Genomic DNA, 26488 nt, shown 5'->3' on the forward strand with positions numbered 1-26488 from the left:
GAAAGCGAGTTTTGCCGATGTCCAACATGGCCCCCCTGAGCGTCCGCGTCACCTCCGACGAACGTGAAATCCTAGAAGCCGCTGCCGACCAAGCGAACACCAATCTCAGCGACTTCATCCGCCGCAAGGCCGTCGAAGCCGCCGAAATGGAGGTGCTGAACGGGCGTATCGTGACGATCCCGGCTGCCGATTGGGAAAAGTTCGAGGAGTGGGCAAAGTCTCCCCCGAAGGCTCTTCCTGGACTGCGAAGGCTCGCTGCGTCACGGCCCGTATGGCAGGACTGACGCCTCCCCGGCCTCTTGGCGCCGATGACGATAGAGAGGGCTTTGACTGCGGTCGCGAGTCGCTCAACAACTGGCTCCGCCGTCATGCTTGGCGCAATCAGCAGGATGGGATTTCACGGACCAGCATTATTTTTGATTCCACGACTGGTGTTATTGCCGCCTATGTTGCCTTGAGTGCCGGTCAGATCGAGCGGGCACATCTTGCGAAATCGGCGCAACGCAATCGCCCCGATCCCATCCCTATTATATTGCTCGGCCAACTTGCTGTAGATCGCCGGCATCAAGGTCATGGCTGTGGACGCTCGCTTCTCCTGTTCGCATTCAGGACCGCGGTTCGATTCTCAAGCGAAATCGGCTGCTTCGGTGTCCTCACACACCCGCTCGACGAGGCCGTGAGAGGCTTCTATCGCGGTTTCGACTTTGAAGATCTCCCATTCGACCCGAAACGAAGCATGATCGTCCGCATCGCCGATTTGAAACAGAGCGGCTTCGGAGACAAATAAATGCCGAAGATCGGTTCTCGCATTCAACAGCCGGAAAGCGCCGTTGCGTTCGCCCCCACGAGAAGCATGTCGGCGACTTCGATCGTCATTCCGGACTATCGCTGCTCGTAGCGGTATCCAAGATTTTCGCCTTTCTTTTTGTGACTTCCAAATGCGTCGCTTTTGAATGCGCGCGCGTCGTCCCATAACAAGCGGCCCAACTGCGCTTCCGGCAATGCTCCGATACTGCATCGGGCCCGAAAATCGGAATCGATCTTCGGAAAGCACGATGCAGCAGATTGAGGTGGTAGAGCGTCCTTTGTGCGTCCAAGTGGACGCACAGCGCTCTACGGGAGTGAGAATTCATGGCCGATCTGATCGTCGTCTACTGGCGCGACATTCCTGCCCAGATCATCGTCAAGAAGGGTCGGCAGAACGCCAAGCGTGAACTGCCGCTCCGCTTCACCGAGGCGATCGACATGTGCGCCATGCGCACCGGCGCCGGCGGCACCGACGACTATCTGGCCGAGTGGCGCAAGGCCGATCCCATTCCGGTCGGCGACGACCTCGAAGCCGAGGTCGAGAAGGCGTTCAACGACATCGACACCAAATACGACCGCGAGCGGCTGGTCGCTCTGGTCAAGGCGGGCGGCAAAGAAAATGTCTGACACCACCCCGGCGGTTACCCAGGCCACTCTGGTCAAGAAGGCAGCGCCGAAATCCGACTACAAGCCGGCCGACGTGTCGCCGCAGCGGCGCGTACAGCGTTCCTTCGCGGTTAGATTGTGGTCTGTGCGGCATTCGCGCCTGCTCGAATGGTTCTATGCAAAATTCGCCGACATGTTCCTGCTCCTCCATCCCCTGTGGAAGGGCATTGGCTACGGCCGCGTCGAAGGGCCGATCAAATTCGTCGAGAAGCGCGTCAAGGGCTTCATGTTCGACTGTCGCATGTGCGGCCAGTGCATCTTGTCGTCGACCGGCATGTCGTGCCCGATGAACTGCCCCAAGCAATTGCGCAACGGCCCTTGCGGCGGCGTCCGCGCCAACGGCAATTGCGAGGTCGAGCCCGATATGCCCTGCGTCTGGGTCAAGGCCTGGGAAGGCTCGCAGAACATGGTGCATGGCGACAGGATCCTGACCGTGCAGAAACCGGTCGACCAGTCGCTGCGCGAAACCTCGGCCTGGCTGCGGGTGACCGCGCAGGCCGCCGCCGCGCGCGAAGCCGCCGCAGCCGCCAAGAATGGGGCGGCAAACACCGGGGCATCGGCATGATCGGACGTCAGCGCGACGAGAACCCGGCCGGCATCGATCTGCCGCTCGATTCCCTGCCCGGCCACACCTCGCGCGGCCGGCTGGAGCGCGTGCTTCGGCGCGGCGAGTTCGCCGTGACGACCGAGCTCAATCCGCCCGACAGCGCCGATCCCGAAGACGTCTATAACAGGGCGAAGATCTTCGACGGCTGGGTCGACGCCATCAACGCCGTCGACGCGTCCGGCGCCAACTGCCACATGTCGTCGGTCGGCATCTGCGCACTGCTCACCCGCATGGGCTACGCGCCGATCATGCAGATCGCCTGCCGCGACAAGAACCGCATCGCCATCCAGGGCGACGTGCTGGGCGGTGCCGCGATGGGCGTCGCCAACATGCTATGCCTCACTGGTGACGGCGTGCAGGCCGGCGACCAGCCCGGCGCCAAGCCGGTGTTCGACCTCGACTGCATGTCGCTGTTGGAAACCTGCCGTATCATGCGCGACAATGGTAAGTTCCTGTCCGGCCGCAAGCTGACGACGCCGCCGCAGCTTTTCCTCGGTGCTGCGATCAATCCATTCGCGCCGCCGATCGACTTCCGCCCGCATCGCCTGGGCAAGAAGATCGCCGCCGGCGCGCAATTCGTGCAGAGCCAGTATTGCTTCGACGTGCCGATGTTCCGCACCTACATGCAAAAGGTACGCGACCTCGGTTATACCGAAAAATGCTACATCCTGGTTGGCGTCGGCCCGCTCGCCTCGGCCAAGACGGCCAAGTGGATCCGCTCGAACGTGCCGGGCATCCATATTCCCGATCAGGTCATCAAGCGGCTGGAAGGCGCCCAGGACCAGAAGAAGGAAGGCAAGCAGCTCTGCATCGACATCATCAACGAGGTGAAGGAAATATCAGGCGTTTCCGGCGTCCATGTTATGGCCTATCGGCAGGAAGAATATGTCGCCGAAATCGTCGATGAATCGGGCGTGCTGAAGGGCCGCCAGCCATGGAAACGCGAGATCCGTCGCGACGACCAGCTTGTCGCCGACCGGCTCGACAGCATATTGCACGACGACATTACCGAAACGCAGGTGGACATGGTGAAGACCGCGCACTGAAGGCGCGGACTGCCACCCACTCGCTTGAACGAAAACAGACAACGATATAAAGAAATCTTTATATCATGGCGGAGAGACTTCATGACCCGTACCATCGTCGCCTCGGCGACCCGAGAAATCATCATCGGCTTCGACCAGCCGTTCTGCGTGATTGGTGAACGCATCAATCCGACCGGTCGCAAGAAGCTGGCCGCCGAGATGATCGCGGGCAATTTCGAGACCGTCATCAGGGACGCACTCGAGCAGGCAGCCTGTGGCGCCACCATGCTCGACGTCAATGCCGGCGTCACCTCGGTCAACCCGAACGAGACCGAACCCGGCCTTTTGGTGCAGACGCTGGAGATCGTGCAAGGACTTGTCGACCTGCCGCTGTCGATCGACAGCTCAGTCACCGCCGCGATCGAAGCCGCGCTGAAGGTCGCCAAGGGCCGTCCGCTGGTCAACTCCGTGACAGGCGAGGAAGAAAAGCTCGAAGCCATCCTTCCACTGGTCAAGAAGTACAACGTGCCCGTCGTTGCCATCTCCAACGACGAGACCGGCATCTCGATGGATCCGGACGTGCGCTTCGCCGTTGCCAAGAAGATCGTGCAGCGCTGCGCCGATTTCGGCATTCCGGCGCATGACGTAGTCGTCGACCCGCTGGTCATGCCGATCGGCGCGCTGGGCGATGCCGGCCGCCAGGTGTTCGCGCTGCTGCGTCGCCTGCGTGAAGAGCTCAAGGTCAACACCACGTGCGGCCTGTCCAACATCTCCTTCGGCCTGCCGCATCGCCACGGCATCAACGCCGCCTTCATCCCGATGGTGATCGGCGCCGGCATGACATCAGCCATTATGAACCCGGTGCGTCCGCAGGAAATGGAAGCCGTACGCGGCGCCAATGTGCTGAACGGCACCGACGAGAACTGCACCAACTGGATCAGGACCTACAAGGACTACAAGCCGACCGAAGGTGGCCAGGCAGTTGCCGCCCCGACGCAAGTCAATGGGCCGGGCGAAGGCGCCAACAATGGTGGCCGTCGTCGCGGTGGCCGTGAAGCCCGCATGGGTCGAGGATAAGCGCGCGAGGACAAAGTTTTCTTGACTGATCAAGATCGAAAAAAACTTGGAATGCCAGACTGGAAGATAGGTCTGCGGGTAGCTTTTTGTGCTGTATTCATGGTCCTGGCTGGCGCCTATGCATTCGGCTACAAGAGTCATGAATACCTTCGGTATTTTGATCTGTGTATCTACGCGACGTGCTTGATAATGATCGCGCTGATTGTCGTACCCTTGTTGCTGAGCACAACTCCTGCAAGCATGTTGAACCGGCAGAGACTGGAAAATTTCTCCATACTTTGGCTGCGGTGGTACCCCTTGCCACTCATCGCCTCCTTTCTGGCAAGCCTTGCATATGTGAAATCTTTTCCCAGTGCCGGCTTCGTCGAGTAATGAAAAAATGAACTCACCTGCAAACATCACAGACCCGCTCGTGCTGTTCATGCCGTCGGGCAAGCGCGGGCGGTTTCCTGTCGGCACGCCGGTGCTCGATGCCGCGCGCCAGCTTGGCGTCTATGTCGAAAGTGTGTGCGGCGGACGCGCCACCTGCGGGCGCTGCCAGATCGAAGTGCAGGAAGGCAATTTCGCCAAGCACAAGATCGTTTCCTCCAACGACCACATCACGCCCAAGGGCGCCAAGGAAGAGCGCTACGAGCGCGTCCGCGGCCTGCCCGAACGGCGCCGCCTCTCATGTTCGGCGCAAATCCTCGGCGACCTCGTCATCGACGTGCCGCAGGACACCGTCATCAATGCGCAGACCATTCGCAAGGATGCCGACACCCGGGTTATCGCCCGCGATTCGGCGATCCGCATGTGCTATGTCGAGATCGAAGAACCCGACATGCACAAGCCGCTGGGCGATCTCGACCGCCTGAAGATCGCGCTGATGCATGATTGGGGTCTGAAAAGCCTCGATTTCGATTTTTATCTGCTGCCGCAGGTGCAAGGCATATTGCGCAAAGGCAACTGGACCGCCACAGCCGCCATCTACAAGGATGCCGACTCGGAGACCGCGCGTGTCGTGGCGCTGTGGCCCGGTCTTAAGAACGAAGCCTATGGGCTCGCCTGCGATATCGGCTCGACCACCATCGCCATGCATCTGGTGTCGCTGCTGTCGGGCCGCGTCGCCGCTTCGTCCGGCACCTCAAACCCGCAGATCCGCTTCGGCGAGGATCTGATGAGCCGCGTCTCCTATGTGATGATGAATCCGGACGGCCGCGAAGGCATGACGGTCGCCGTGCGTGAGGCGATCTCCGGTCTCGTCGACAAGGTCTGCGCCGAAGGCAATGTGCAGCGCAACGACATCCTGGATTCCGTCTTCGTCGGCAATCCGATCATGCACCATCTGTTCCTCGGCATAGATCCGACCGAGCTTGGCGGCGCCCCCTTCGCGCTCGCCGTCTCGGGTGCCGTGCACATCAAGGCATCAGACATCGGCCTGAAGCTCAACCAGGGCGCCAGGCTCTACATGCTGCCTTGCATCGCCGGCCATGTCGGTGCGGACGCGGCGGCGGTGACGCTGTCGGAAGGTCCGCATCGCCAGGACGAGATGATGCTGATCGTCGATGTCGGCACCAATGCCGAGATCGTGCTCGGCAACCGTGCGCGAGTCGTGGCTGCTTCTTCTCCGACCGGCCCGGCCTTCGAGGGCGCTGAAATCTCCGGCGGCCAGCGGGCCGCGCCCGGCGCCATCGAGCGCGTGCGCATCGATCCCGACACGCTGGAGCCAAAGTACCGCGTTATCGGCTCGGAGCTGTGGTCCGACGAGCCGGGCTTCCTCGAAAGCGTGCAGGCGACCGGCGTCACCGGCATCTGCGGTTCCGGCATCATCGAAGTGGTGGCCGAGATGTATCTCGCCGGCATCATCTCGGAAGACGGCGTCATCGACGGCGGACTTTCGGCCCGCTCGCCGCGCGTCACCGCCAACGGCCGCACCTTCTCCTACGTGCTGAAGGAAGGCTCCGCCGAATTGAAGGAAGATGGGCCGAAGATCACCATCACCCAGACCGACGTGCGCGCCATTCAGCTCGCCAAGGCGGCGCTTTATGCCGGCACCAAGCTGTTGATGGAAAAGCAGAACACCGACCATGTCGACCGCATCCATTTCGCCGGCGCCTTCGGCTCCTTCATCGATCCGAAATACGCCATGGTGCTGGGCCTGATCCCGGATTGCGACCTCGACAAGGTTTCCGCGGTCGGCAACGCTGCCGGCGCCGGCGCCCGCATGGCGCTGCTCAACCGCGGCTATCGCCGCGAGATCGAGGACACGGTCAGCAAGATCGAGAAGATTGAGACGGCGCTGGAGCCGAAATTCCAGGAGCATTTCGTCTACGCCATGGCGCTGCCCAACAAGGTCGATCCGTTCCCGAAACTGTCGGCGGCGGTGAAACTGCCGCCGCGCAAGACGGTCAGCGAGGATGGCGTTGCCGGCGACGCCGCCCCGCGCCGGCGTTCGCGCGAGGGCCACGCGGCAAGGCGCGGCCGCGAATAAGCGGCCGCACCCAGGCCGCTGCTTCTCCAAACTCATTTGCATGCAAATGTTTCCGGATCGCCTGATCCGGAAACCGAAACGCTGTTTTCGCGAAATCCATCCGATACATGGCAGGTGCATTTACCCGGGCATCGAACGGCGACCGAAGATAATCCTCGGCCGCTGCCGTTCTTCGAGGGAGATGAAAATGTCGATGTTCGGAAGTCTCGGTCGCTTCGGTGTGACCATCAGGCAGACCCACGCCAGGAACAAGGCGATCCGCGCGTTGAACAGCCTGCCGGCGCATGTCCAGAAGGACATTGGTTGGCCGGCATCGCCGCCGAACGATCCGCAAGCCGCGCTTACCTCGCTGCTTCTGGGTACGCCGCGCTGACGACTTTCGCCGACAAATGCAAATTGCTCGGCAGACGCCGGGGATCTCGCATATCCCCGGCGACCACCAGCAGCCGGCTGCGTGCCGCATTACTGCCGCGCCGCTGACCACTGCGGCGCGGATCACACCACCGTGTAGACACGGTGCAAATCTTGACATTTTCGGCGACGGCACGATCTTCGGAGCAGGGGTTCTCTTAGTCGGCTTTAGCCGAAGTTCGTGTATCCGCATGCCAAGTTTGAAAAGCCACGTCGTGTCGTTTGTCCTTAGGCACAGCCGCAAGCAGGCGTTTGCCAGCCCGGAGAACCTGCAGCGCTGGATCGCTGCCGCGCGCAAGACCGAGAACCACCAGCCGCCTGCCTCACTGCATCAGCGTCTCGACATCGGGATGCATACGGTCGATGGCTTCCCCGTCTATGAAATCGCCCCGAGGACGGGTGAGCAGAAGCGGATTTTGTATCTGCACGGCGGCGCCTATGTCTTTGAAATCACGCCCTATCATTGGCATCTGATTGCCGACATGGCGGATCGGCTGGGCTACGGCATCACCGTGCCGATCTATCCCATCGCCCCCGAACACGACTTCCATGCCATGTTCGGCATGGTCGGCAACGTCTACCGCCAGATGCTCGACGAGACGGAGGCCGAAGACATCGTCTTCATGGGCGATTCCGCCGGCGGCAACATGGCCGTGGTGCTCACCATGATGGCGGCTGAGCAGGCTCTGCCGCTGCCGTCGCGGCATGTGCTGATTTCCCCCGGCCTCGATATGTCGCTTTCCAACCCCAAGCTGTTCGAGGCCGAACGCAACGATCCGTGGCTTGGCATTCCCGGCGGCCTGGAAGCGATCCGGATGTACAGCGCCGGCATCGACCGCAGCGACTGGCATATCAGCCCGGTCTATGGCGATCTGTCGGTGCTGCCGAAAACGCTGCTCCTGACCGGCTCGCACGACCTGCTCAGTCCCGACAATCTGATCTTCGCTGAGAAAGCGCGCGCCGCCGGCGTCGAAGTCGATGTCGTCTATGAGGAAGGCATGTTCCACGTCTGGCCGTTGATTGACATGCCGGAAGCACGCCGCGCCCGCCAGCACATCGCTGCGTTTCTCAATGAGAATCGCTTGCCGGTCAGGCAAGACACGGAGACAAGGTTCGAGGCGCCCTCCGCCGAGGCGGCGCAATAGCGTTTTTCTCCTTGGATCCGGCGCTGCTGGCGGATCAGAACTTGCCGGTTTCCCGGAACACTTCGAAGGTCGCACGGATGTGGTCGGCGACGGCCTTGACCGGCGCGCTGGCGTCCGGTGCCACCACCATCGCCAGATTGTAGGTGCCGATGTCGGGCATGCCGTCCTTCGGGCAGAGTTCGACCATATCGTTGCCGAGGAATGATTTCGGCAGCGGCGCCACGGCGAGATCGGACATGATCGCGGCGCGCTGGCCGGCCGTGTGCGCGCTCATATAGGCGATGCGGTAGTTACGGCCTTCGCGGCCAAGCGCATCGAGCGCTCCGGCCCGCCACGCGCAGCCCTCTTCCCACAACGACACCGGCAGCGGTTCGCGCAGATGCGCGCAGCCGCCCTTGGCGCCGGCCCAGACGATCGGCTCTGTCAGCAGCACCTCGGCGCCGAGCGCGCTGGTCTTGTAGGAATTGGTCAACAGCGTGATGTCGAGCGCCCGGTCGTCCATGCGCCGGCGCAGATTGCTGCTCTGGTCGATGGTGACGTCGACGGCGATCGACGGATGCGACTGCGCGAAACGCTTCAGCACATGCGGCAGCACGCGCTCGCCGTAATCGTCCGGCGAACCAAGCCGCACCACCCCGACAATCTCGGGAATGATGAACTTCGACACCACCTCGCGGTTGATCGACAGCAGCCGGCGGGCATAGCCGAGCAGCATTTCGCCGTCCGTGGTCAGCGACACCGAGCGGGCGTCGCGCGCGAACACCGAGCGGCCGAGAATGTCCTCCAGTTTCTTGATCTGCATCGAGACGGCCGACGGCGTGCGGAAGACCGCATTGGCGGCAGTGGTGAAGCTGCCGGTCTCGGCAATCGCCACGAAAGTGCGCAAAACGTCGAGATCGAGCAGCGGCAGCGGATGATTGAGTGGGGCGTTCATGGGAACTGACCTTCAATTTTTCTGATACAAAGCATCATTCCATTTCGTTTGATTGAACATCAGATTGGGAGGATAGTCAACTCCATCGAAGCGGGTAGCTGCCACAAGCAGCCATGAAACGACCTCGACCAGACCTGCATTCGACACGAAATGAAGTTGAAACAACCTGACATAACCAACGCGCTGTCTGGCATCCGCCAGCCACCAAAGGAGAATGAAATGTCTATCCTGTCGTCCCTCGGTCGGATCGCGACCGAATTCAGCGCGGCCCGCGCCCGCTACCAGACCGAACGCGCCATCCGCTCCCTGCCGATCGAACTGCAGAAGGATATCGGCTGGCCCGAAGCTTCCGACACCAAGACCAATGCACGCAATGGCGTCGGATCCTGGGCTGGAGCAAAGTAGATCGTGTGTACCATGTGCTGAAGGCCTGCCGCGCAGCCCGCCCGGCAGGCCTTCTCTATTTTATTTGCATTCAAATGAGTTTCGGAGCCATGTCGCCCGCGCATGACGCATATGAGAAAGCCGCATAGCAGCTCCTGTTCCCAATTAATTCGTTGTAAACAATCGTAAATTTCGGGCACCTTGCCCAAATTTGTCGCAATCGATGTCGTATTTCGTATCAAGTGCTTCGCTTTTGCGATTTAGTTTCTGCTTACACAAGCCTATATCACCGCCAGCAAACGAGCTGCCCCACTCCATCAAGCGAAGGCGACCCGTCTGAGCAACAAATGGAGATGATTATGAAGCTTTTTGCACGCCTCTTCGCCCGCCGCGAAATGAACCTGACCACCGCTCTCGAGCGTCAGCGTCTCGCCAACACCATGCCCGGCCAGACCGGCGCCATGAATGCGGCGCGCCTCGGCTTCGTCGCCTGAAGATTTTAGGGGCAGCGCGTCCCTGCCGCTGCTTTGAAACTGTAACGCCGCCTCGCTCCAGTCAAGGCGGCGTTTTTGTTGCCTTTGCGCACTTTGCCCATCTCTTGACCAGTTGGTGCTGTGTCCCGGAGCATTGCCGCACATCAATTGCCCATTTGCGACCCATGTCGCAAATTTAATCTTGTCCGGGCGGCGTAGCCGATTGACAGACATGGTTTTTCCTGATGTCGCTATGCTATTCGCGACATCCTGTTCGCGCCATGGCTGTGTGAGGTTCCCTTGAACGCCGTAAAGCATCCGATCAAGCGATCGTTTGTATTCTTCCTTATTCCCGATTTCACCATGATCGCTTTTGCGACCGCGCTCGACCCGCTGCGCTCGGCCAATCGCATGCTCGGCTACGAGGCTTACCGCTGGCGCCTCGCCAGCATCGACGGCAAGCCGGTGCGCGCCTCGAACGGGGTCGAATGCGCGGTCAACACCTCGCTGGAGGATGAGCGCAAGAAGATGGCAGGTCCCGACCGGCCGAACATGGCCATCGTCTGCAGCGGCATAGATGTCGAGCGCTATCAGAACAAGTCGGCCTTCGCCTGGCTGCGCGAGGAGTACAATCGGGGCGTCGCAGTCGGCGGCCTGTGCACCGGCGCGCATATCCTCGCCGCCGCCGGCCTTTTGTCCAACAAGCGCTGTGCCATCCACTGGGAAAACCTGCCGGGCTTTTCCGAGGCGTTCCCGAAGGCCAATGTCTTCGCCGACCTGTTCGAGATCGACCAGAACATCTACACCTGCGCTGGCGGCACAGCGGCACTCGACATGATGCTGAAGCTGATCGGCGACGACTTTGACGAGAACCTCGTCAACCGCGTCTGCGAGCAGGTGCTGACCGACCGCGTGCGCAGCCCCACCGACCGCCAGCGCCTGCCGCTGCGCGCCCGCCTCGGCGTCCAGAACTCGAAAGTGCTGACCATCATCGAACTGATGGAAGGTAATCTTTCCGAGCCGCTGTCGCTGATCGAGATCGCCGACCATGTCGACCTGTCGCGCCGTCAGATCGAGCGGCTGTTCCGCACCGAGATGGGCCGCTCCCCTGCCCGCTACTATCTCGAAATCCGGCTCGACCGCGCCAGGCATCTCTTGATCCAGTCGTCGATGCCGGTAGTCGAGGTGGCGGTCGCCTGCGGCTTCGTCTCGGCCTCGCATTTCTCCAAATGCTACCGCGAACTCTACGCCCGCTCGCCGCAGCAGGAGCGCGTCGACCGCAAGCAGTTGCTGGCGGCCTGAATCGATAGTCTGGGAGGCTTATGCCGGCTGCGCCTGCGCTGTCTGCATCGCCTCCACACGGATGTCTTCCGTCAGCCGTGCCTTCAGCGCCGAGAATTCCGGGCTGGTCTTCAGCGTGTAGTGGCGCGGATGCGGCAGGTCGATGGCGACATCCGACTTGATGCGGCCGGGCCGCGCCGTCATCACGATCACCCGCGAGGCCATGAAGATCGCCTCCTCGATGTCGTGAGTGACGAACAGCACCGTCTTCTTGCGGCGTTCCCAGATGCCGAGCAGCAGCTCCTGCATCAGCCCGCGGGTCTGGTTGTCGAGCGCGCCGAACGGCTCATCCAGCAAGAGGATTTCGGGATCGTTGGCCAGCGCCCGTGCGATCGCCGTTCTCTGTTGCATGCCGCCGGAGAGTTGCTTCGGCCAATGGTTCTCGAACCCCTTCAGCCCAACGAGATCGACATAGGAGGCGACGATCCCATCCCGCTCCTTTTCAGGCATGTCGCGTTCGCGCAGGCCGAAGGCGATGTTTTCGGCGACCGTCAGCCAGGGAAACAGCGTGTAGGACTGGAAGACCATGCCACGGTCCGGACCCGGCCGGGTCACCGCATTGCCGTCGAGCAGCACGCGGCCCTCGCTTGGTGCTTCGAGGCCGGCGACGATCCGCAGCAGTGTCGACTTCCCGCATCCGGACGGCCCGAGGATGGTGATGAAGTCGTTGGCGGCGACCGCCAGGTCGATCGGCATCAAAGCGTTGACCGGCCCTCCGCCGCGCACGCCGGCAAAGGTGCGCGAGACGCCTTCGATGAGAAGCTTGCTCACGCCAGGCTCCACGGAAAGAGCCAGCGGTTGAATGCCTTGAAGGCGAAGTCGGACAATAGCCCGATCAGCCCGATGACGATGATGCCGAAGATGATCTGCCCTGTCGCCAGCCGCGACTGGCTGTTGATGATCATGTAGCCGATGCCGGAGGACGAGCCGATCAGCTCGGCGACGATGACATAGGTCCAGGCCCAGCCAAGCACCAGCCGCAACGTCTCGGCGATCTCGGGCGCATTGGCCGGCATGATCACCCGTTTGACGATGCCGTTGTTGGTGGAGCCAAGCGTATAGGCCGCCTCGACCAGGTCGCGTCGTGTGCTGCCGACCTGGACCGCAATGATCAGGATGATCTGGAACACCGAGCCGACGAAGATGACGAGCAGTTTTTCCAGCTCGCCAATGCCGGCCCACAGAATGAGCAGCGGAATGAAGGCCGAGGCCGGCAGATAGCGGGCGAAGGAGACGAACGGCTCCAGAAACGCCTCCACCGGCTTCCAGGCGCCCATCGCGATGCCGATCGGCACCGCGACAACCGACGCCAGCAGGAAGCCGCCGAAAACCCGCCAGATGGTGATCAGTATGTCGAGCCAGAAACGGTCCTCGACCAGCAGCCGCCAGCCATCCCGCAGCATCGACAGCGGATCCGCGAGGAAGATGCGGTTGACGTGGCCGCCGAGCGTGATCCACGCCCAGAAGGCGACGAACAGCACGAAGAAGGAAATGCCGAGCACGGTTCGGATGCCCGGCGAGACTGGATGCAAGGGGCGCATCGTCAAATCGTCCCCATCTTCGTCACTTGTGCAGGAGAAGGCGACGGCGCCAGGCGCCGCCGCATGATGGTCAAAGGCCGGACTGTCAGTTCGACACCGCGCTGGTGTCGGCCAGAGTGGCGACATCGGGCGCTTCCTTGATCAGCCCCATCTGCAGCAGAAGCTCGCCGGCGGTCTTGGAAAAATCCTGGAATTCCTTGGTGAAGAACTGCTTGTTCTCCGCCCTGTCGGCCCATTTCAGATATTTCGCCGAATCCTCGAACTCCTTGGCCGACTGCTTCACGTCGGCGCCCATGGTCTCATAGGATTTCTGCGGATCGCTCTTGATCAGGTCGAGCGCGTCGAAATAGCTGTCGGCCAGCGCCTTGGCGGCATCCGGATTGGCCTTGAGGAATTCGGGCGTGCAGCCGACCGTGTCGAGCACCATCGGATAGTCGAGTGTGGTCGCTAGGATATGGCCCTGGTCGGACTTGTCGCGCACCGCCGAGATGAACGGCTCATAGGTCACCGCCGCATCGTTCTGCCCGGCGAGGAAGGCCTGTGCTGCCGCATCCGGCTCCAGATTGACGACGGTCACATCCTTGGTCGACATGCCGTTCTTGTTCAGCACCCAGGCGAGCATGAAATAGGGCGACGTGCCCGGCGCCGAGGACGCGACGTTCTTGCCCTTCAGATCGGCGACGGTCTTGATGTCGTTGCGGGCAACGATGCCGTCGGCGCCATAGGATTTGTCGAGCTGGAAGATCTGCTTGGTGGTGACCCCGCTGGCGTTCCACACCAGCCAGGTCTCGACCGTGGTGGCGGCGCATTGCAGGTCGCCGCTGGCTATGGCGAGCGGCCGGCTCGCTTGCGGCACCTTCTTCAAGGTCACGTTCAGGCCGTGTTTCTCGAAGATGCCCGCCTGCTTGGCAAGCGTCAGCGGCGCGAAGCCGGTCCAGCCACTGATGCCGATGGTAACCGAGGTAGCGGCCATCGCCGGTGCGGACAGACCGGCGGCAAGTGTCAATGTTGCAGCAAGAGCAGCGATCCTGGTCATGTCAGTTCCCCTTTTGTTTTCGCTGAGGAAATTGTCTCACAGACACTAATCGGCTTGTCAATGAACAGCTTGGTGAGGCACCCGGCAGGCCTGGTGGCGAAGGCAGCTCGATCGGCAGCCCGTCCCCGAACAGGTGCGGGCGGCCCGAAACCCAGCATGGCCTTCAGTAGTCGTTGCAGTAGCACTCCGCCGAGGAGATGCGGTCGTTCCAATCGCTGCCACCGAAATCGCGGATCCTGCGCCGTATCTCGATCGAGCGGCCGCCCATGCGCGAGTCCTCGTAGGCAACGAGCGTGCAGCCGCGGCGAACGATCACCGACGAGACACGGTCGTTCCAGAACTGACCGCCGCGAAAGTTCACGGAATCGTCGGGCCCCATACCGATGGATCGTCCGCGAAAATTCGCGTGCTCGAACATCATGCATGCGGGCTCATCATTGTATTGGGCGCTGGCGCCGTCTGCAAAAAGCACGGACGCGACAGCAGTCAGGATGGCTAGACGTTTCATCTGATGTTCCTCCGTTTCGACCGCGGCCCCCTCCGGCTGGATAGCGCGGTCCGGCCATTTTGCCAATGCTTCGGCCGCCTAGCGTAGGGCACCGAACTCAGCTTAACAAAAGACCTGACGACAGCCAGTTCGGCGGTGTCGGCAGCTTTTGTGCCGTTAGCTTCATGATAGGAATTTTTTCTTGACTCCGTGCCCTCAGCTATGGTACATATTCGTCCACGGTGCTGATTTGCGCCAGTGACCCGCCGCACAGGCGGGTTTTTCGTTTGATGCTCTGTCAGCCAACGCGCCGGCGAAGGCTGCGAAGGAACCCGTTCGTTGACCTGCCGCCTAGCGGCTGTCGAACATCCAGCTGCGGTTGCGCCACATTTTCTCGCCGACCAGGCAGTCTGTGGCGGGACTGTCCTGCGCCAACACCACCGGCGAATGCGCGGCTTCTTCCACCGCCCATTGCGGCGAGGCCGGGCCGGCGAGTTCCAGCACCAGTTTGCGGCGGATGGCTTCGGGAAACTGCGTCCAGTCGTTGACCGGGATCATGAAGGCTCCGGGGCCGCCGATGACGCAGTCGCTGTAGTAGCGATCGAGATTGTTGACGTCGTAGGCGCCAATGAAGCCGCCTCGGGTCATCAGCGGCAGGCCGTTGATGACGATGCCTTGCTTGATCAGCTCGTCGCGAGTGAGGTTGACAGGCGCGCCCTGGTTGTTGGGACCATCGCCCGAAATATCGATGACCCGCTTTGTCCCCTGATAGCCGCTTTCGGCGAACAGGTCGTTGCCGAATTCGAGCGCGCCGGAGATCGAGGTTCGCCGCGCACTGTTGGGAGGCTGGGCGGACAATTGCGCAACCACTCGCTCCGCATCGGTGCGGCTGGCGATCACCGTCCACGGCACGATGACGCGCTGCCAGCTGGTGCCGGCCCACTCGACATAGGTGACGGCGATTTTGCCGTGGGCGCCATCGGCAATGGCCTGCAGCACATTGTCGTGCGTCAGCGCCGCTGCATAGCCGTGACGCTGGATCTCGAGTTCGTCCGGCGACATCGACAGCGACACATCGACGGCCAGCACCAATTCCACATCGACCGGCTCATCCGCCTGGGCCGCCGGCATCAGCAAGAACATCAGCGCTAGAGCGGCGCTGCCTGAGAGCAAATGTCTTGCGGACGAGAAAGCAGACATTCCGCAAGGGTAAGCGAAAACAGCCCGTTTAAAAAGAGAAAAGCCAGACCAGGAGCCGGGCTTCGCGCTCACAATCCTGCAGCGATCAGCTGCGCGGCTTGAGGTTCTCAGGGTCGTAGAGCGGCTTGTAACCGACAGCGGCCACTTCGACGGGATATGTCTCACCGAAATACTCTATGGTGAGCTTGCGACCTTCCTGGGCGTAGGCCCACGGCAGATAGGCGAGACCGATATTCTTGCCGATGGTCGGGCCATAGGCCATCGACGTGGTGAAAGACCGCCGGCCGAGGTCGTCGACCAGCGTTTCGCCGGTCTTCGGGTCCATCACCGGCATCGTGCCGACGGGATAACGGGCAACGCCTTTGGAATCGACGTTTTCGGTCATCACAAGCGTGCACAGCATGGCCGGCTGGTGCTCGCGGGCGCGGTATTCGACATGCTTGGCCTTGCCGCAAAAGTCGTTCTCCTTGACCTTCGGACGAGCGAGGTCCGCTTCGAGCAGATTGTACTCGGTCAAAAGGTCAGCGTTCTGCAGGCGCAGGCTCTTCTCCATGCGGCGCGTATTGGCATAGGTCTCGACGCCGAACGGCATCACGCCGGTCGAGCGCAACGCATCCCAGACGGCAAGGCCGTCCTCGTAGCGCATATGCAGTTCCCAGCCCTGCTCGCCGACATAGGAGATGCGGAAAGCAGTGACATCCTTGCCGCCAATCCTGACCGGCTTGATCGCCGCGAACGGGAAATTCTCATGCGAAAGCCCGTCCGGATTCTCGACAACTTTCTGCAGGGTTGCCCGGGCGTTCGGCCCCCAGATGCCGATGGTAACGAATTTCTCGGTCACGTCGGTGATGGTGACGTTAAAGCCTTTGTCCTGTGCGGTGCGGCGCATGTACTGGAAGTCGCGCGGGCCGGCGTCGGCGCCGTCGATCAAACGACAGCGGTCGGCCATGCGGATGACGGTAAAGTCGGCGCGCACCATGCCTTCCTCGTCGAGGAAGTGGGTGTAGATGCCCTTGCCGATATTGTTGTCGCCGCCGATCTTGGCCGCGCACAGCCATTCCAGCAGTGCGACATGGTCCGGGCCTTCGATGTCGTACATGGCGAAGTGCGACAGGTTGACGATGCCGCAATCCTCACTCATGGCGAGATGTTCGGCATTGGAGACGCGCCAGAAATGGCGATTGTCCCACTCGTTCTCGCGCACCGGCACCCGGTTGCCGTATTTTTCCAGCAGATGCTCGTTGGCGGCATAACCATGCGCGCGCTCCCAGCCGCCCAGCTCCATGAAATAGCCGCCGAGTTCCTTCTCGCGCTCCCAGAACGGCGAACGTCTGATGTTGCGGGCCTTGGAGAAAGGCTCGCGCGGATGCACAGCCGGATTGTAGACCTTCATCGCCGTCTCGGTGCAGCGATCCCAGATGAACTGCTCCTTCGTCTGGTGCGGATAGAAGCGCGCATAATCGATGGCGTGATGATCAATCGCGGTTCGGCCGTCGGTCATCCAATCGGCGATCAGCTTGCCCATGCCGGGACCGTCCTTGACCCAGATGGCGACGGCATACCACAGGCCCCGCACCTTCTGGCTTTCGCCCATCGACGGGCCGCCATCCGCGGTCACCTGCAAGAGGCCGTTGAAGGAATGGCTTTCGTTATAGCCGAGTTCGCCGAGGATCGGCGTCAGTTCCATGGCGCGTTCGAGCGGCGCCAGGATCTGTTCCATGTCGAGATCGCGCTGCGAGGGCGAAAGCCGCGCCTGGTCCTTCTCCAGCAGGTCGCGCGGGTGGCAAAGGCGCGGATTGGTCTCTTCGTAATAACCCCATTCGATCTGCCCGCCCTCGGCGGTCCTGGGATCGCCTGTGTCGCGCATATAGGCCGAATTGCCCTGGTCGCGCAGCAGCGGCCAGCCGATCTCCTTGCCGGTGCCGGCGAACTCGTTGTACGGGCCGAAGAAGGTCAGCGGATGGTCGATGGGCATGACCGGCAGGTCCTCACCCACCATTTCGGCAATTAGCCGACCCCAGATGCCGGCGCAGACGATGACATAATCGGCCTCGATGGTGCCGCGATCGGTCACCACGCCTGATATGCGCCCGTCCTTGACGACAAGCGATCGGGCCGGCGTGTTGGCGAAGGATTTCAGCTTGCCCGACGCTTCCGCCTGGTCGACCAGCTTGCCGGCGACGGTCTGTGAGCGCGGAATGACGAGACCGGCGTCCGGGTCCCACAGGCCGCCCTGCACCATCGCCTCTTCGATAAGCGGAAATTTTTCCTTGATCTCGGCCGGTTCGATCAGCCGGGCGCGCGTGCCAAACGCCTTGGCCGAAGCGATCTTGCGCTTGATTTCTTCCATGCGGCTGTCGTCGCCGACACGTGCGACCTCGAGGCCGCCGATGCGCGCATAATGGCCCATCTTCTCGTAGAAATCGATGGAGTAGAGCGTCGTCCAGCACGACAGGAAATCGTGGCTGGTCGTGTAGCAGAAGTCGGAGGCGTGCGCGGTCGAGCCTATATCGGTCGGGATGCCTGACTTGTCGATGCCGACAATATCATCCCAGCCACGTTCGATCAGATGATGGGCGATCGATGCGCCGACAATACCGCCCAGGCCGACGATGACGACCTTCGCCTTTTTCGGAAACTCTGCCATTGCCCGCGACTCCAAAGTGATAAAGCGGGCGGACTATAGGGCGGAGCGATGGGCCTGATGAAGCCTGTTTGCGACATTGGCAAAAAGCCGAGCGACCATCGGGTGAAATGGTTCACGTCGGGCGCCTTGGGCGGTTCGCTTTCCGAGATGGAGCTAACTCAGGCAAACGCCCAGACATCCTCGGCCTGGAACCCGACCTGGTAGCCCGCCGTCTTGAGCTTGACCACGACGTGGCCGATCTCCGCCGCCGGCAGCGCGCCGACCTCGACCTTGATCATGCCGGGGCGGTAGCGCTTGAGGTCGAGCTGTTCGAAGACGATCCAGTCGGCGCCCTCGCAATCGACCAGGAAGGCGTCGATATGGCTGATGCCGTTGCGGTCGAGCAATGTCTGCAGCGTTTCCGACGGCACCTCGATATCCCTGAGATGCGGTGCGAACTTGTTGAAGTTGGTGTCGGCCTCGCCCCAGGCATTCTTGCCCGACATCAAATTGGTGTCGGTGACCGACGAGCAGCCGATGAACTCGATGGGCAGCGCGCCGGCCTCAAGTGCTGCGGCATCGAAGGTGTGGACGGTGATCGTGCCTTTGGCCTTTGTCACCGCCACCGGCTCGATGATGAAGCGGTCCGTGTCGCGATAGTTGGCGCGCAGTCTCTTCTGATTGTACGGGATCGGCTCGACCAGCATGGCGCGCGCGCCCGGAATACGGTGCAGCCACGGCGTCACATCGTCGAACAGCGCGCCGTCGCAGGCACCGACATTGACCATCTGGAACGGTCGCCCTGCCCCACCGAAACGCGCCTTCAGCGCCGCCTTGGCCAGGAACTTCGTGCCGCGCAGCGACGGCCCGCGATCGAGCAGACCGGCCGGAAGACCAAGCGACAGGGCGACGCGCGCCAGGCTGGACACCGAACTCATGGCTTGTCTCCAGGAATGATTTGCAAGGCGGGGCGATGCTGGCCATGCCCCACTGTTGCCCACAGAGCCATGAACGGCGTCGCCAGCAGCAGGAAGGATGGGATCAGATGCGGGAAATAGATCCGCGTGTCGTGAATCGGGAAGACGGTGAACTTCGCCAGCGCACCGAGCACCAGCGCCGCAAACAGGATGCCGGCGCGGCGATCGAGGCGGAAGCCTGCGCGACCGGCCGCGTACCAGCCGGCCAGTGCCAGCACCGATACGCCGACCCAGCTGTTCAGGCTGACGGCACGCAGCAGCGAGGTGGCAAAGGCCCTGAGATAGGCTGCAACCGAGAATGGCGGCTCGAACCCGTCCATATTGTAATGCTGCTCGATGCTGGAGAACCACAGATGCGGCCACCAGCCGGGATGATGAGCCCAGTGCGAAATGGCGAAATAGACGACGAAGGACGCGGCGAAGCCGACCAGCGCGCCCCATGCCTTCTGCCGGAAGGCCACCAGCAACACCGCGAAAACAGCAAGGAAAACAATATTGTCCGGCCGCACCATGAAGGCGAGGAAGAGCAGGATCGCCGTTGCCACCTCGCGACCGCGGACATAGGCGTAAAGCCCGCCCAGCAACAGCGCCGAGCACAACAGGTCTGGCGTCGAGGCACGCGCCGCATCGCCGAAATCGGCCATGATCATCACCGCGCCGAACAGAGGCGCCAAGGCCAGCGCGCCCTCGGAGCGCAGCCAGAGCAACGTGATCGTGCCAAACAGCAGCACGGACAACACCGAGACGAGGCGCATCGCCTCGACCGGCGACATTACCGCGCTCAGTGTCGACAATATCTCGGCATAAAGGAACTTGATCCGGTACATGCCGAGCAGCGAATGGAAATCGGCGGCATTCTCCGTCATATGGCTGCGAAAACCGCCGCCATCATCGGTCAGCGCCTTGTAGTCGCCGGCCGAAACGCCTGATTTGACAGTATTGTAGGCGTAGTCGTGCAGTGCCTGCGCATCGGGATAAGTGCGTTCCTCTGATATGGCGAGATAGGGCAGCATGTCCCAGTTGGCGTCCGGCATCACCCATGCCGTAAACGCCGTCAAAAGGATGTAGAGCGCGAAGGTCGCCGCGCCGATCGGTGCTGCCAGCCGCGTATAAGTCCCCTCGCCCCACGCCAGACCGGCCTCGGTAAGCCGGTCGAGCGGGGTTTTCGGAGCGGGAGACTTGGTCAGCATGGTCTTGCTCGGCGCCTTCGCTTAACGGACTTGGCTTTTGACGAAGTCCTTCACGATCGACACGATGCCGCGCGACAGCAGGCTGTCGAAGGCATCGACGAAGCGGTCGACATGCTCACGCTGGCAGATCAGCGGCGGCTCCAGCCGGATGACGTTGCGGTTGTATTCGGTGAAGGCGACGAGCACGTCGTAGTCGCGCAGCAGCAGCGCCCCGACGAAGCCGGACAGCGAGCCCTTCAGCTTGTCGTCGAGCACGCTGACGATCGGCCGCAGCACCATCGGCAAGGTCTGCGAGAAGTCATGAAACTCCAGGCCGACCATGAAGCCCTTGCCGCGCACATCCTTGATGATCTTGGGGTATTTGTCCTTCAGCGCCTGCAGCCGTTGCAGCAGGTAGTCGCCGGTGACGGCGGCGTTGTCGATCAGCCCCTCGTCATAGAGCACGTTGAGCCCTTCGATCGAGGTGACGCAGGCCTCGCCCATGCCGCCGAAAGTCGCCATGGCGTGGATCATCGCCGTCTTCGGCGTGCCATAGGCCTTCATGTAGACCTCACGCCGGGCAATCATCGCGCCGACCGCCGCCTTGCCGGCGCCGAGCGACTTGGCCAGCGCCGTCACATCGGGAATGACGCCGTAATGCTCGAAGGCATAGAAGCGGCCCGAACGGCCGTAGCCGCACTGCACTTCGTCGGCGACCCACAGCACGCCATACTGGTCGCAAAGCGTGCGCAGCTTCTGCCAGTATTCGGCCGGCGCCTGGATGATGCCGCCGCCGCCCTGGATGGTCTCCAGCACGATGACGCCGACCTCGGGGTCGGAGCGGAACAGGCGCTCGACGGCTTCGATGTCGGCGAAGGGGATGCGGACCGTGTTGTCGGCCATCTTGAAGTCGGCGCGGTAAAGCTGGCCGTCGGTGATGCCCAGCACGCCCTTGGTCTTGCCGTGGAAGGAATTCTCGGCATAGACGATCTTCGGCCGCTTCGGGCCGGCGGCGCGCTCGGCGAGCTTCACCGCCGCTTCCATGGCTTCCGAACCGGACGAGCCCAAAAACACCATGTCGAGGTCGCCGGGCGAGCATTTCGCGATGTTGTGCGCAAGGGCTGCCGCATATTGCGACATGAAGGCGATGGCGATTTCCTGGCGCTTCTCCTCCTGGAATTTCTTGCGTGCTTCCAGGATACGCGGATGGTTATGGCCGAAGGCCAGCGAGCCAAAGCCGCCGAAGAAGTCGAGGATCTTGCGGCCGTTCTGGTCGATGTAGAACATGCCTTCGGCGCGCTCGATCTTGATCTTGTGGAAGCCGAGCAGCTTCATGAAATGCAGCTGGCCGGGGTTGAGATGCGCCTTGAACAGGTCGGTCATGCGGGCGACATCCATCGCCTTGGCCTGTTCGACGCTGATCAGGTCGGGCTTGGCGATGGTGGCGGGCGACAGCGACGGCGCGCTGACCATGGTGCGCACGTTCGTCTGTTCGGGCTTGGCCATGACGGTCATTTCAATCTCCTGTCTGCACGCACGACCAGGATCGGGCGCAACGAAAGCTGTTTTGCGAGCCGCTATTCGGCGGGCACATGTTTGGTGGCGACAGCATGACCGGCCTTCTTGGCGCGGTACTCGCTGTAGGCGGCGATCAGCATGTCCTCGTCGCGATATTGCGGCACCCAGCCGAGCTGACGCCCGGCCTTGGACACGTCGAGCACGCACTCCTCGTCCGCGATAAGATATTGCTCCGGATCCATGATAGGCATGTTCATCAGGTCGAGCAGGTCGAGCGTGCGCTTCACCGCCCAGCCGGGTGTCGGGATCAGGATCGATTTCGAGCCGGCATGCCTGATCAGATCGCCGAGCAATTTCCTGACCGGTGGCGGATTGATCGAACCCAGATTATAAGCCTCATCAGGCACACCCGCTTTCCAGGCCGCGCGGGCAGCTTCCGCACAATCGAAAACAGAAATGAACTGATAGGGGTTCCTGCCTGAACCGATCATCGGCACGGGTAAACTCCAGTCGATCAGCTTGAACAGTTTTTCGAGAATTCCGAGCCGACCGGGTCCGATGATCAGGCGCGGGCGAAACAGCGAGATCGACATGCCGCGCTTACGCCATTCGGCGGCCAGTTCCTCGGTCTTCTGCTTCGACCAGCCGTATTCGCCGAGCGGCGCGACCGGATGCTCTTCGGTCATCGGCTGGGTGACCGTGTGGCCGTAGATCATGTCGGTCGTGTAATGGACGAGCTTGGCTGCGCCGGCTCTGTCCATGGCCTGCATGATATGCTCGGTGCCATGGAAATTGACCGGGAAGAAGAAATCGTGCCGCTTGGCGCGCACCTGGATCGGCGACAGCATCTTGGCCGACAGATTGTAGACCATGTCGTCGGCCTTGAGCCCAACCCTGGCGACGGACGCAGGATCAGTGACATCGCACTTGATGAAGCGAACGCTGCGGTAGTGTGGCAGGTCGCTCCTGACGATGTCGGCGACGACAACCTCTTCACCATCGGCCACAAGTTTCGGGGCAAGGTGGCGCCCGACGAAACCGTCGCCGCCGAAAATCACATGTCTCATCGAACGGTCTCGCTATGAATCTTGTCGGACGAAAGGGAAGCTGTTTCCGTGTCATGCCCGCTCCCGCTTTGGGCGATCAGCACCGTGCCGACGCAGATGAAGGCGATGCCGGCGATGCGCCAGCCGTTGAGGTCCTCGCGGAAGACGAAATAGGCGAAGATGGCGACCGCGACATAGGCGAGGCTGAGGAACGGATAGGCGAAGGAAAGCTCGACCTTGGACAGCACATAGAGGTGCGAGGCCATAGAGATGACGAAGGTGCATAGCCCAAGGAACACCCACGGGCTGAACACGATCTGCAGCAGCTTGACCAGCGGATTGACGCCCTCGAACGAGACCTGCCCGAGCGACATCATGCCTTGCTTCAGCATCAGCTGTGCGGCGGCATTGGTCATGACGGTAAAGAGAATGAAGACGATGTATTTCATGTGTTACAAGCCACCCCTTCACGTTTCCTATTACAAACCCGCAAACATTTCGTGAAGCCACAAGAATGTTTTGAGTAAATCCTGGATTTAACGATTCGGTAACCAAGAATTACTCAGGTTTTATCTATTCCGCCGCCTCGATCACACCGCGCCGCGTGTCGAGCTTTCCTGCCGTCCGCGCCCAGAAGTCAGACAGGAAGGCAGGATCGCGAAGTGCCTCCAGCCGCGGCCATTCGGGAAAGGATGAAGCGAATATGTCGGCGCCCATACGAGCATCCTTGTAGGGATTGACGGCGCCGCCGGCCTCGATCGTGATGCGATCGAGTTCCCGCAGCAACGCCAGCGTCGCCGCGCCCCTGTTGGAGAAATCCAGCGTCAGCGTGTAGCCGGGACGCGGGAACGACAGCAGCGCCGGCGAGCGGATGGAGCCGAAGCGCTTCAACACGGTGAGGAACGAGCCCTGCCCGGCTTGCCTTGCAGCCGCCAGCAGCGCCGGCACCGCCTCGCGCGCCGTCTCCTCCGGCACCACGCTCTGGTGCTGGAAAAGCCCTTTCGGTCCGTAAAGCCGGTTCCAGTCGCGCACGCCGTCGAGGGGGAAGAAGAAGCCCTGATATCCGACCTGACGCGGTACTGTTGCCCAGCCCTTCTTCCACCTGTAGGCAGCGTTGAAGGCGGCCAGGAACGGCCGGTTGAGCACATTGAACGGCGGCTGGACCGGCACCGAGAGATTGCCGCCGGCTCGCGAGGCGGCATGCGAGCCGTATTCTGCATGATTGCCTGACAACAGCAGCCCTCGGCCGCTGTTACGGCCGCCGGCTAGCTGGTCGATCCAGGCCACCGCGTACTCGTTGGCCTGATCGGCAGCCTCGGCCAGGCCGAAGAATTCGCTCAGATCGCGAAACGGCGTCGCCGTCTCGACGATGTCGAGGGAAGGAACCCGCATCAACCGGATCGAGGCAGACAGGATCACACCTGTCAGCCCCATGCCGCCGATCGTCGCCCGAAACAGCCGCGTATTGTCTGATGCCGAGCAGCGACGGGTCTTCCCGTCGGACCTGAGCAGCATGAAGCTCTCGACATGGCAGCCGAATGTGCCGCGCCGGTGGTGGTTCTTGCCATGCACGTCATTGGCGATGGCGCCGCCGAGCGTGACGAATTGCGTGCCTGGCACAACCGCCGGGAAGAAGCCGTGAGGGGCGGCGTGGGCGATGATGTCGGACAACAGCACGCCGGCATCCGCCTCGAGAACACCGGTTTCGGCGTTGAAGGCGCGGATGCGGTTCAGCGATCGCATGTCGACGACCGCGCCGGCCTGGTTCTGGCAGGAATCGCCGTAGGAGCGCCCGTTGCCATAGGCAAGCAAAGACGCTGGCTTGGCCTGACCGCCCTTCAGCAGCGCGATCGCCTCATCGGCACCAATGGCGCGCGGCGCCGGCGGTGTGGCGAGGCCAAAGCTTGGGAAGCCTCCGGTGGCCATGCCTACCAGCCTCCGATGACCAGCATCACCGCGCCGATCAGCACCACGATCTGACTGCGCCAGTCGCGAATGATGAAGACGACCGGATCGTCATGCATCTCGTTGCGGCGCGCCAGAATCCAGACACGCATGGTGAGATAAAGCACGATCGGCGCCAGCGGCCAGATCAGCCACGGATGCGGATAAAGCTCGCGCACCGCGACACTGTCCATGTAGAGCGCCAGCACCAGCGCCGAGGAGAAGGCCGAGGCCATGCCAGCCTGGGCGACGATCTCCTGGTCCTCGGTGCGATAGCCGCGGCCGGCAATGCGCTCGCCGTGTGGAATGGCGGTGGTGCGCAGTTCGACGAAGCGCTTCACCAGCGCCAGCGACAGGAAGAAGAAGATCGAGAAGGCGAGCAGCCAGAACGACACATCGACTCCGGTCGCCGCCGCACCGGCCAGGACGCGGATCGTGTAGAGGCCGGCGAGCGTCAGTACGTCGACCAGCAGCATGCGTTTGAACGACAGCGAATAGGCCGTGGTGACGACCATGTAGCCGCCGAGCACGGCCAGGAACTCAGGCGGCAAGAACAGCCCGATGCCGACGCCGATCGTCAAAAGCACCGCGATCGCGCCAAGGCCGAACGGGATCGACAGCGCACCACTGGCGAACGGTCTATTGCGCTTGGTGAGGTGTTTGCGGTCGAGCGCGAGGTCGAAGAAATCGTTGAGGATGTAGATGGCCGATGCCACCGCGCTGAACGAGACGAACGCCAGCAGGCATTCCCAGATCATATCGGTGTTGAAATATTCATGCGAGAGCACCATCGGCACGGCGATCAGCGAGTTCTTCAGCCACTGATGGACGCGCAGCATCCTGATAATGGTTCGCAAATTTGGCTTCGGCACCGGCATCGTCTCGGCGCCGTGTGCCATCTGCCAGCGCGCGGCATGGCGGTCGGGCGCGACGACAATCGCGTTTCGTGCGGCATCGAAGACCTGGAGGTCGTGGCGGCTGTTGCCGGCGTAGTCGAAGCCGCCATCGCCATAGGCCGCGATCAGCGAGGCGCGCTTCCTGCCCGAGGTGAGATTGGCGAGACCGTCGGTGGCCAGCACCCGGTCGAAAATGCCGAGATGGGCAGCGATGGCGTTCGCGAACTTGCGCGGCGTACCGGTCGCCAACACGATCTTGCGGCCCTCGGCGTGCTCGGTCCGAAGGCGGCAAAGCAGCGTCTCACGATAGGGCAGCGATGCCGGATCGATGTCGATGCGCTGCGCGATCGCCTGTTTCAGCCGCGCTGGCCCGCCGGTGGCCCAGAAGGGCACAAGGAAAATATAGAGCGGGTTCTTCTTGAGAAGGATGAACAGCCCTTCCCACAACAGGTCGGTCGCGATCAGCGTGCCGTCGAGATCGACCGCAAGCGGTATTGCGTTCCTGTCCGACCGCGCATCCATGTCCGTCCTGCCCTGCCCGCGTATGTTCCGGAACCCGGATCTCGTTGCGCGCCGCTTTTCGGCGTCTTGAGGCTGGTATAGCGGGGAACGGCGTAGCGAACGTTAAAACGCACGGTTGTAGACGGCTGCCGTGGTGGTATTTCCGGCGTCATTGTTAAACAATCGATACCGGAAACGATAAAAGGC

The 26488-nt window shown here is 61.9% G+C and carries 26 protein-coding genes; 11 read left to right on the forward strand and 15 right to left on the reverse strand.

Annotation, left to right across the window (positions count from 1 at the left end; translation table 11 throughout):
* Nucleotides 1-26: 26 nt before the first annotated feature.
* The 9 genes from NKI38_RS21975 to NKI38_RS22015 all read left to right on the forward strand — a co-directional run bounded on the left by NKI38_RS21975 (nucleotide 27) and on the right by NKI38_RS22015 (nucleotide 8208).
* Nucleotides 27-284, forward strand: coding sequence for a type II toxin-antitoxin system TacA family antitoxin (locus NKI38_RS21975; protein WP_352660568.1), 258 nt, complete (start codon nucleotides 27-29; stop codon nucleotides 282-284).
* A complete protein-coding gene (locus NKI38_RS21980) occupies nucleotides 272-787 on the forward strand; it encodes a GNAT family N-acetyltransferase (protein ID WP_352660571.1) in 516 nt (171 codons plus the stop codon). The genes NKI38_RS21975 and NKI38_RS21980 overlap by 13 nt, the downstream gene beginning before the upstream one ends.
* Nucleotides 788-1131: 344 nt before the next feature.
* Nucleotides 1132-1434, forward strand: coding sequence for a virulence factor (locus NKI38_RS21985; RefSeq protein WP_027034742.1), 303 nt, complete (start codon nucleotides 1132-1134; stop codon nucleotides 1432-1434).
* Nucleotides 1427-2038: a methylenetetrahydrofolate reductase C-terminal domain-containing protein gene (locus NKI38_RS21990; RefSeq protein ID WP_352660574.1), complete on the forward strand. Its 612-nt coding sequence runs from the start codon at nucleotides 1427-1429 to the stop codon at nucleotides 2036-2038. The genes NKI38_RS21985 and NKI38_RS21990 overlap by 8 nt, the downstream gene beginning before the upstream one ends.
* On the forward strand, nucleotides 2035-3126 hold the full coding sequence (locus NKI38_RS21995) for a methylenetetrahydrofolate reductase (protein WP_352660576.1): 1092 nt from the start codon (nucleotides 2035-2037) through the stop codon (nucleotides 3124-3126). Before NKI38_RS21990 ends, NKI38_RS21995 begins: the two co-directional genes overlap by 4 nt.
* 81 nt (nucleotides 3127-3207) lie before the next feature.
* Nucleotides 3208-4182 carry a methyltetrahydrofolate cobalamin methyltransferase gene (locus NKI38_RS22000; RefSeq protein ID WP_352660579.1) on the forward strand — a complete coding sequence of 325 codons (975 nt, stop codon included), beginning with the start codon at nucleotides 3208-3210 and terminating at the stop codon, nucleotides 4180-4182.
* A gap of 379 nt (nucleotides 4183-4561) precedes the next feature.
* Complete coding sequence (locus tag NKI38_RS22005) at nucleotides 4562-6652, forward strand: ASKHA domain-containing protein (protein WP_352660582.1); 2091 nt, start codon at nucleotides 4562-4564, stop codon at nucleotides 6650-6652.
* A gap of 187 nt (nucleotides 6653-6839) precedes the next feature.
* On the forward strand, nucleotides 6840-7025 hold the full coding sequence (locus tag NKI38_RS22010; RefSeq protein WP_352660585.1) for a hypothetical protein: 186 nt from the start codon (nucleotides 6840-6842) through the stop codon (nucleotides 7023-7025).
* A 229-nt stretch (nucleotides 7026-7254) separates the two neighbouring features.
* Nucleotides 7255-8208 carry an alpha/beta hydrolase gene (locus NKI38_RS22015; protein ID WP_352660681.1) on the forward strand — a complete coding sequence of 318 codons (954 nt, stop codon included), beginning with the start codon at nucleotides 7255-7257 and terminating at the stop codon, nucleotides 8206-8208.
* 34 nt (nucleotides 8209-8242) lie between these two features.
* On the opposite strand, the gene NKI38_RS22020 is transcribed toward NKI38_RS22015, so the two are convergent.
* Nucleotides 8243-9142 (reverse strand): LysR substrate-binding domain-containing protein, encoded by a 900-nt coding sequence (locus tag NKI38_RS22020; RefSeq protein ID WP_013531163.1) that lies wholly within the window; start codon nucleotides 9140-9142, stop codon nucleotides 8243-8245.
* Nucleotides 9143-9361: 219 nt separating this feature from the next.
* Between NKI38_RS22020 and NKI38_RS22025 the strand changes: the two genes are divergently transcribed.
* Entirely contained in the window at nucleotides 9362-9547 is a 186-nt protein-coding gene (locus NKI38_RS22025) for a hypothetical protein (RefSeq protein WP_352660588.1), read from the forward strand.
* A 296-nt stretch (nucleotides 9548-9843) separates the two neighbouring features.
* Here the strand turns inward: NKI38_RS22025 and NKI38_RS22030 are convergent, their stop codons facing one another.
* Nucleotides 9844-10233, reverse strand: a complete 390-nt coding sequence (locus tag NKI38_RS22030) for a hypothetical protein (RefSeq protein WP_352660694.1) — start codon at nucleotides 10231-10233, stop codon at nucleotides 9844-9846.
* Between the two features lie 129 nt (nucleotides 10234-10362).
* Here NKI38_RS22030 and NKI38_RS22035 point away from each other — a divergent pair, with 129 nt between their 5' ends.
* Entirely contained in the window at nucleotides 10363-11301 is a 939-nt protein-coding gene (locus NKI38_RS22035; RefSeq protein WP_352633118.1) for a GlxA family transcriptional regulator, read from the forward strand.
* Nucleotides 11302-11319: 18 nt separating this feature from the next.
* Here the strand turns inward: NKI38_RS22035 and NKI38_RS22040 are convergent, their stop codons facing one another.
* The 13 genes from NKI38_RS22040 to NKI38_RS22100 all read right to left on the reverse strand — a co-directional run bounded on the left by NKI38_RS22040 (nucleotide 11320) and on the right by NKI38_RS22100 (nucleotide 26302).
* A complete protein-coding gene (locus NKI38_RS22040) occupies nucleotides 11320-12111 on the reverse strand; it encodes an ABC transporter ATP-binding protein (RefSeq protein WP_352660591.1) in 792 nt (263 codons plus the stop codon).
* The gene (locus NKI38_RS22045; protein WP_352660593.1) at nucleotides 12108-12881 is read right to left on the reverse strand and encodes an ABC transporter permease; all 774 of its coding nucleotides are present in this window, start codon (nucleotides 12879-12881) and stop codon (nucleotides 12108-12110) included. The genes NKI38_RS22040 and NKI38_RS22045 overlap by 4 nt, the downstream gene beginning before the upstream one ends.
* A gap of 85 nt (nucleotides 12882-12966) precedes the next feature.
* Nucleotides 12967-13917 (reverse strand): ABC transporter substrate-binding protein, encoded by a 951-nt coding sequence (locus tag NKI38_RS22050; protein ID WP_352660596.1) that lies wholly within the window; start codon nucleotides 13915-13917, stop codon nucleotides 12967-12969.
* A 163-nt stretch (nucleotides 13918-14080) separates the two neighbouring features.
* Nucleotides 14081-14425: a peptidase inhibitor family I36 protein gene (locus tag NKI38_RS22055; protein ID WP_023757764.1), complete on the reverse strand. Its 345-nt coding sequence runs from the start codon at nucleotides 14423-14425 to the stop codon at nucleotides 14081-14083.
* Nucleotides 14426-14755: 330 nt separating this feature from the next.
* Nucleotides 14756-15604 carry a DUF1194 domain-containing protein gene (locus NKI38_RS22060; RefSeq protein ID WP_352660599.1) on the reverse strand — a complete coding sequence of 283 codons (849 nt, stop codon included), beginning with the start codon at nucleotides 15602-15604 and terminating at the stop codon, nucleotides 14756-14758.
* 85 nt (nucleotides 15605-15689) lie between these two features.
* The gene (locus NKI38_RS22065) at nucleotides 15690-18251 is read right to left on the reverse strand and encodes a GcvT family protein (protein WP_352660602.1); all 2562 of its coding nucleotides are present in this window, start codon (nucleotides 18249-18251) and stop codon (nucleotides 15690-15692) included.
* A gap of 158 nt (nucleotides 18252-18409) precedes the next feature.
* The gene (locus NKI38_RS22070; RefSeq protein WP_352660605.1) at nucleotides 18410-19168 is read right to left on the reverse strand and encodes an FkbM family methyltransferase; all 759 of its coding nucleotides are present in this window, start codon (nucleotides 19166-19168) and stop codon (nucleotides 18410-18412) included.
* On the reverse strand, nucleotides 19165-20397 hold the full coding sequence (locus tag NKI38_RS22075; protein WP_352660608.1) for a hypothetical protein: 1233 nt from the start codon (nucleotides 20395-20397) through the stop codon (nucleotides 19165-19167). Before NKI38_RS22075 ends, NKI38_RS22070 begins: the two co-directional genes overlap by 4 nt.
* Before the next feature lie 21 nt (nucleotides 20398-20418).
* Nucleotides 20419-21849 (reverse strand): aspartate aminotransferase family protein, encoded by a 1431-nt coding sequence (locus NKI38_RS22080; RefSeq protein ID WP_352660683.1) that lies wholly within the window; start codon nucleotides 21847-21849, stop codon nucleotides 20419-20421.
* Between the two features lie 104 nt (nucleotides 21850-21953).
* Nucleotides 21954-22961, reverse strand: coding sequence for an NAD-dependent epimerase/dehydratase family protein (locus NKI38_RS22085; RefSeq protein ID WP_352660610.1), 1008 nt, complete (start codon nucleotides 22959-22961; stop codon nucleotides 21954-21956).
* Nucleotides 22958-23389, reverse strand: a complete 432-nt coding sequence (locus NKI38_RS22090; RefSeq protein ID WP_352660613.1) for an EamA family transporter — start codon at nucleotides 23387-23389, stop codon at nucleotides 22958-22960. The genes NKI38_RS22085 and NKI38_RS22090 overlap by 4 nt, the downstream gene beginning before the upstream one ends.
* Nucleotides 23390-23513: 124 nt before the next feature.
* Nucleotides 23514-24866, reverse strand: coding sequence for an FAD-binding oxidoreductase (locus NKI38_RS22095; RefSeq protein ID WP_352660617.1), 1353 nt, complete (start codon nucleotides 24864-24866; stop codon nucleotides 23514-23516).
* Between the two features lie 2 nt (nucleotides 24867-24868).
* Nucleotides 24869-26302, reverse strand: coding sequence for a UbiA family prenyltransferase (locus NKI38_RS22100; RefSeq protein WP_352660620.1), 1434 nt, complete (start codon nucleotides 26300-26302; stop codon nucleotides 24869-24871).
* Between the last annotated feature and the right edge of the window lie 186 nt (nucleotides 26303-26488).

Source organism: Mesorhizobium sp. M0621, from assembly GCF_040320745.1.
Classification (GTDB): Bacteria; Pseudomonadota; Alphaproteobacteria; order Rhizobiales; family Rhizobiaceae; genus Mesorhizobium.

Bases quoted from the DNA above. Each gene is read 5' to 3' on its own strand.
- NKI38_RS22035 (WP_352633118.1), top strand. From the start codon at position 10,363: ATGATCGCTTTTGCGACCGCGCTCGACCCGCTGCGCTCGGCCAATCGC.
- NKI38_RS22065 (WP_352660602.1), bottom strand. From the start codon at position 18,251: ATGGCAGAGTTTCCGAAAAAGGCGAAGGTCGTCATCGTCGGCCTGGGC.
- NKI38_RS22080 (WP_352660683.1), bottom strand. From the start codon at position 21,849: ATGGTCAGCGCGCCGTCGCTGTCGCCCGCCACCATCGCCAAGCCCGAC.
- NKI38_RS22060 (WP_352660599.1), bottom strand. From the start codon at position 15,604: ATGTCTGCTTTCTCGTCCGCAAGACATTTGCTCTCAGGCAGCGCCGCT.
- NKI38_RS22030 (WP_352660694.1), bottom strand. From the start codon at position 10,233: ATGTCTGTCAATCGGCTACGCCGCCCGGACAAGATTAAATTTGCGACA.
- NKI38_RS22050 (WP_352660596.1), bottom strand. From the start codon at position 13,917: ATGACCAGGATCGCTGCTCTTGCTGCAACATTGACACTTGCCGCCGGT.
- NKI38_RS22020 (WP_013531163.1), bottom strand. From the start codon at position 9,142: ATGAACGCCCCACTCAATCATCCGCTGCCGCTGCTCGATCTCGACGTT.
- NKI38_RS22045 (WP_352660593.1), bottom strand. From the start codon at position 12,881: ATGCGCCCCTTGCATCCAGTCTCGCCGGGCATCCGAACCGTGCTCGGC.
- NKI38_RS22095 (WP_352660617.1), bottom strand. From the start codon at position 24,866: ATGGCCACCGGAGGCTTCCCAAGCTTTGGCCTCGCCACACCGCCGGCG.
- NKI38_RS22025 (WP_352660588.1), top strand. From the start codon at position 9,362: ATGTCTATCCTGTCGTCCCTCGGTCGGATCGCGACCGAATTCAGCGCG.
- NKI38_RS22100 (WP_352660620.1), bottom strand. From the start codon at position 26,302: ATGGATGCGCGGTCGGACAGGAACGCAATACCGCTTGCGGTCGATCTC.
- NKI38_RS21985 (WP_027034742.1), top strand. From the start codon at position 1,132: ATGGCCGATCTGATCGTCGTCTACTGGCGCGACATTCCTGCCCAGATC.
- NKI38_RS22075 (WP_352660608.1), bottom strand. From the start codon at position 20,397: ATGCTGACCAAGTCTCCCGCTCCGAAAACCCCGCTCGACCGGCTTACC.
- NKI38_RS22090 (WP_352660613.1), bottom strand. From the start codon at position 23,389: ATGAAATACATCGTCTTCATTCTCTTTACCGTCATGACCAATGCCGCC.
- NKI38_RS22055 (WP_023757764.1), bottom strand. From the start codon at position 14,425: ATGAAACGTCTAGCCATCCTGACTGCTGTCGCGTCCGTGCTTTTTGCA.
- NKI38_RS22000 (WP_352660579.1), top strand. From the start codon at position 3,208: ATGACCCGTACCATCGTCGCCTCGGCGACCCGAGAAATCATCATCGGC.
- NKI38_RS21980 (WP_352660571.1), top strand. From the start codon at position 272: ATGGCAGGACTGACGCCTCCCCGGCCTCTTGGCGCCGATGACGATAGA.
- NKI38_RS21995 (WP_352660576.1), top strand. From the start codon at position 2,035: ATGATCGGACGTCAGCGCGACGAGAACCCGGCCGGCATCGATCTGCCG.
- NKI38_RS22015 (WP_352660681.1), top strand. From the start codon at position 7,255: ATGCCAAGTTTGAAAAGCCACGTCGTGTCGTTTGTCCTTAGGCACAGC.
- NKI38_RS22085 (WP_352660610.1), bottom strand. From the start codon at position 22,961: ATGAGACATGTGATTTTCGGCGGCGACGGTTTCGTCGGGCGCCACCTT.
- NKI38_RS22005 (WP_352660582.1), top strand. From the start codon at position 4,562: ATGAACTCACCTGCAAACATCACAGACCCGCTCGTGCTGTTCATGCCG.
- NKI38_RS21975 (WP_352660568.1), top strand. From the start codon at position 27: ATGGCCCCCCTGAGCGTCCGCGTCACCTCCGACGAACGTGAAATCCTA.
- NKI38_RS21990 (WP_352660574.1), top strand. From the start codon at position 1,427: ATGTCTGACACCACCCCGGCGGTTACCCAGGCCACTCTGGTCAAGAAG.
- NKI38_RS22010 (WP_352660585.1), top strand. From the start codon at position 6,840: ATGTCGATGTTCGGAAGTCTCGGTCGCTTCGGTGTGACCATCAGGCAG.
- NKI38_RS22070 (WP_352660605.1), bottom strand. From the start codon at position 19,168: ATGAGTTCGGTGTCCAGCCTGGCGCGCGTCGCCCTGTCGCTTGGTCTT.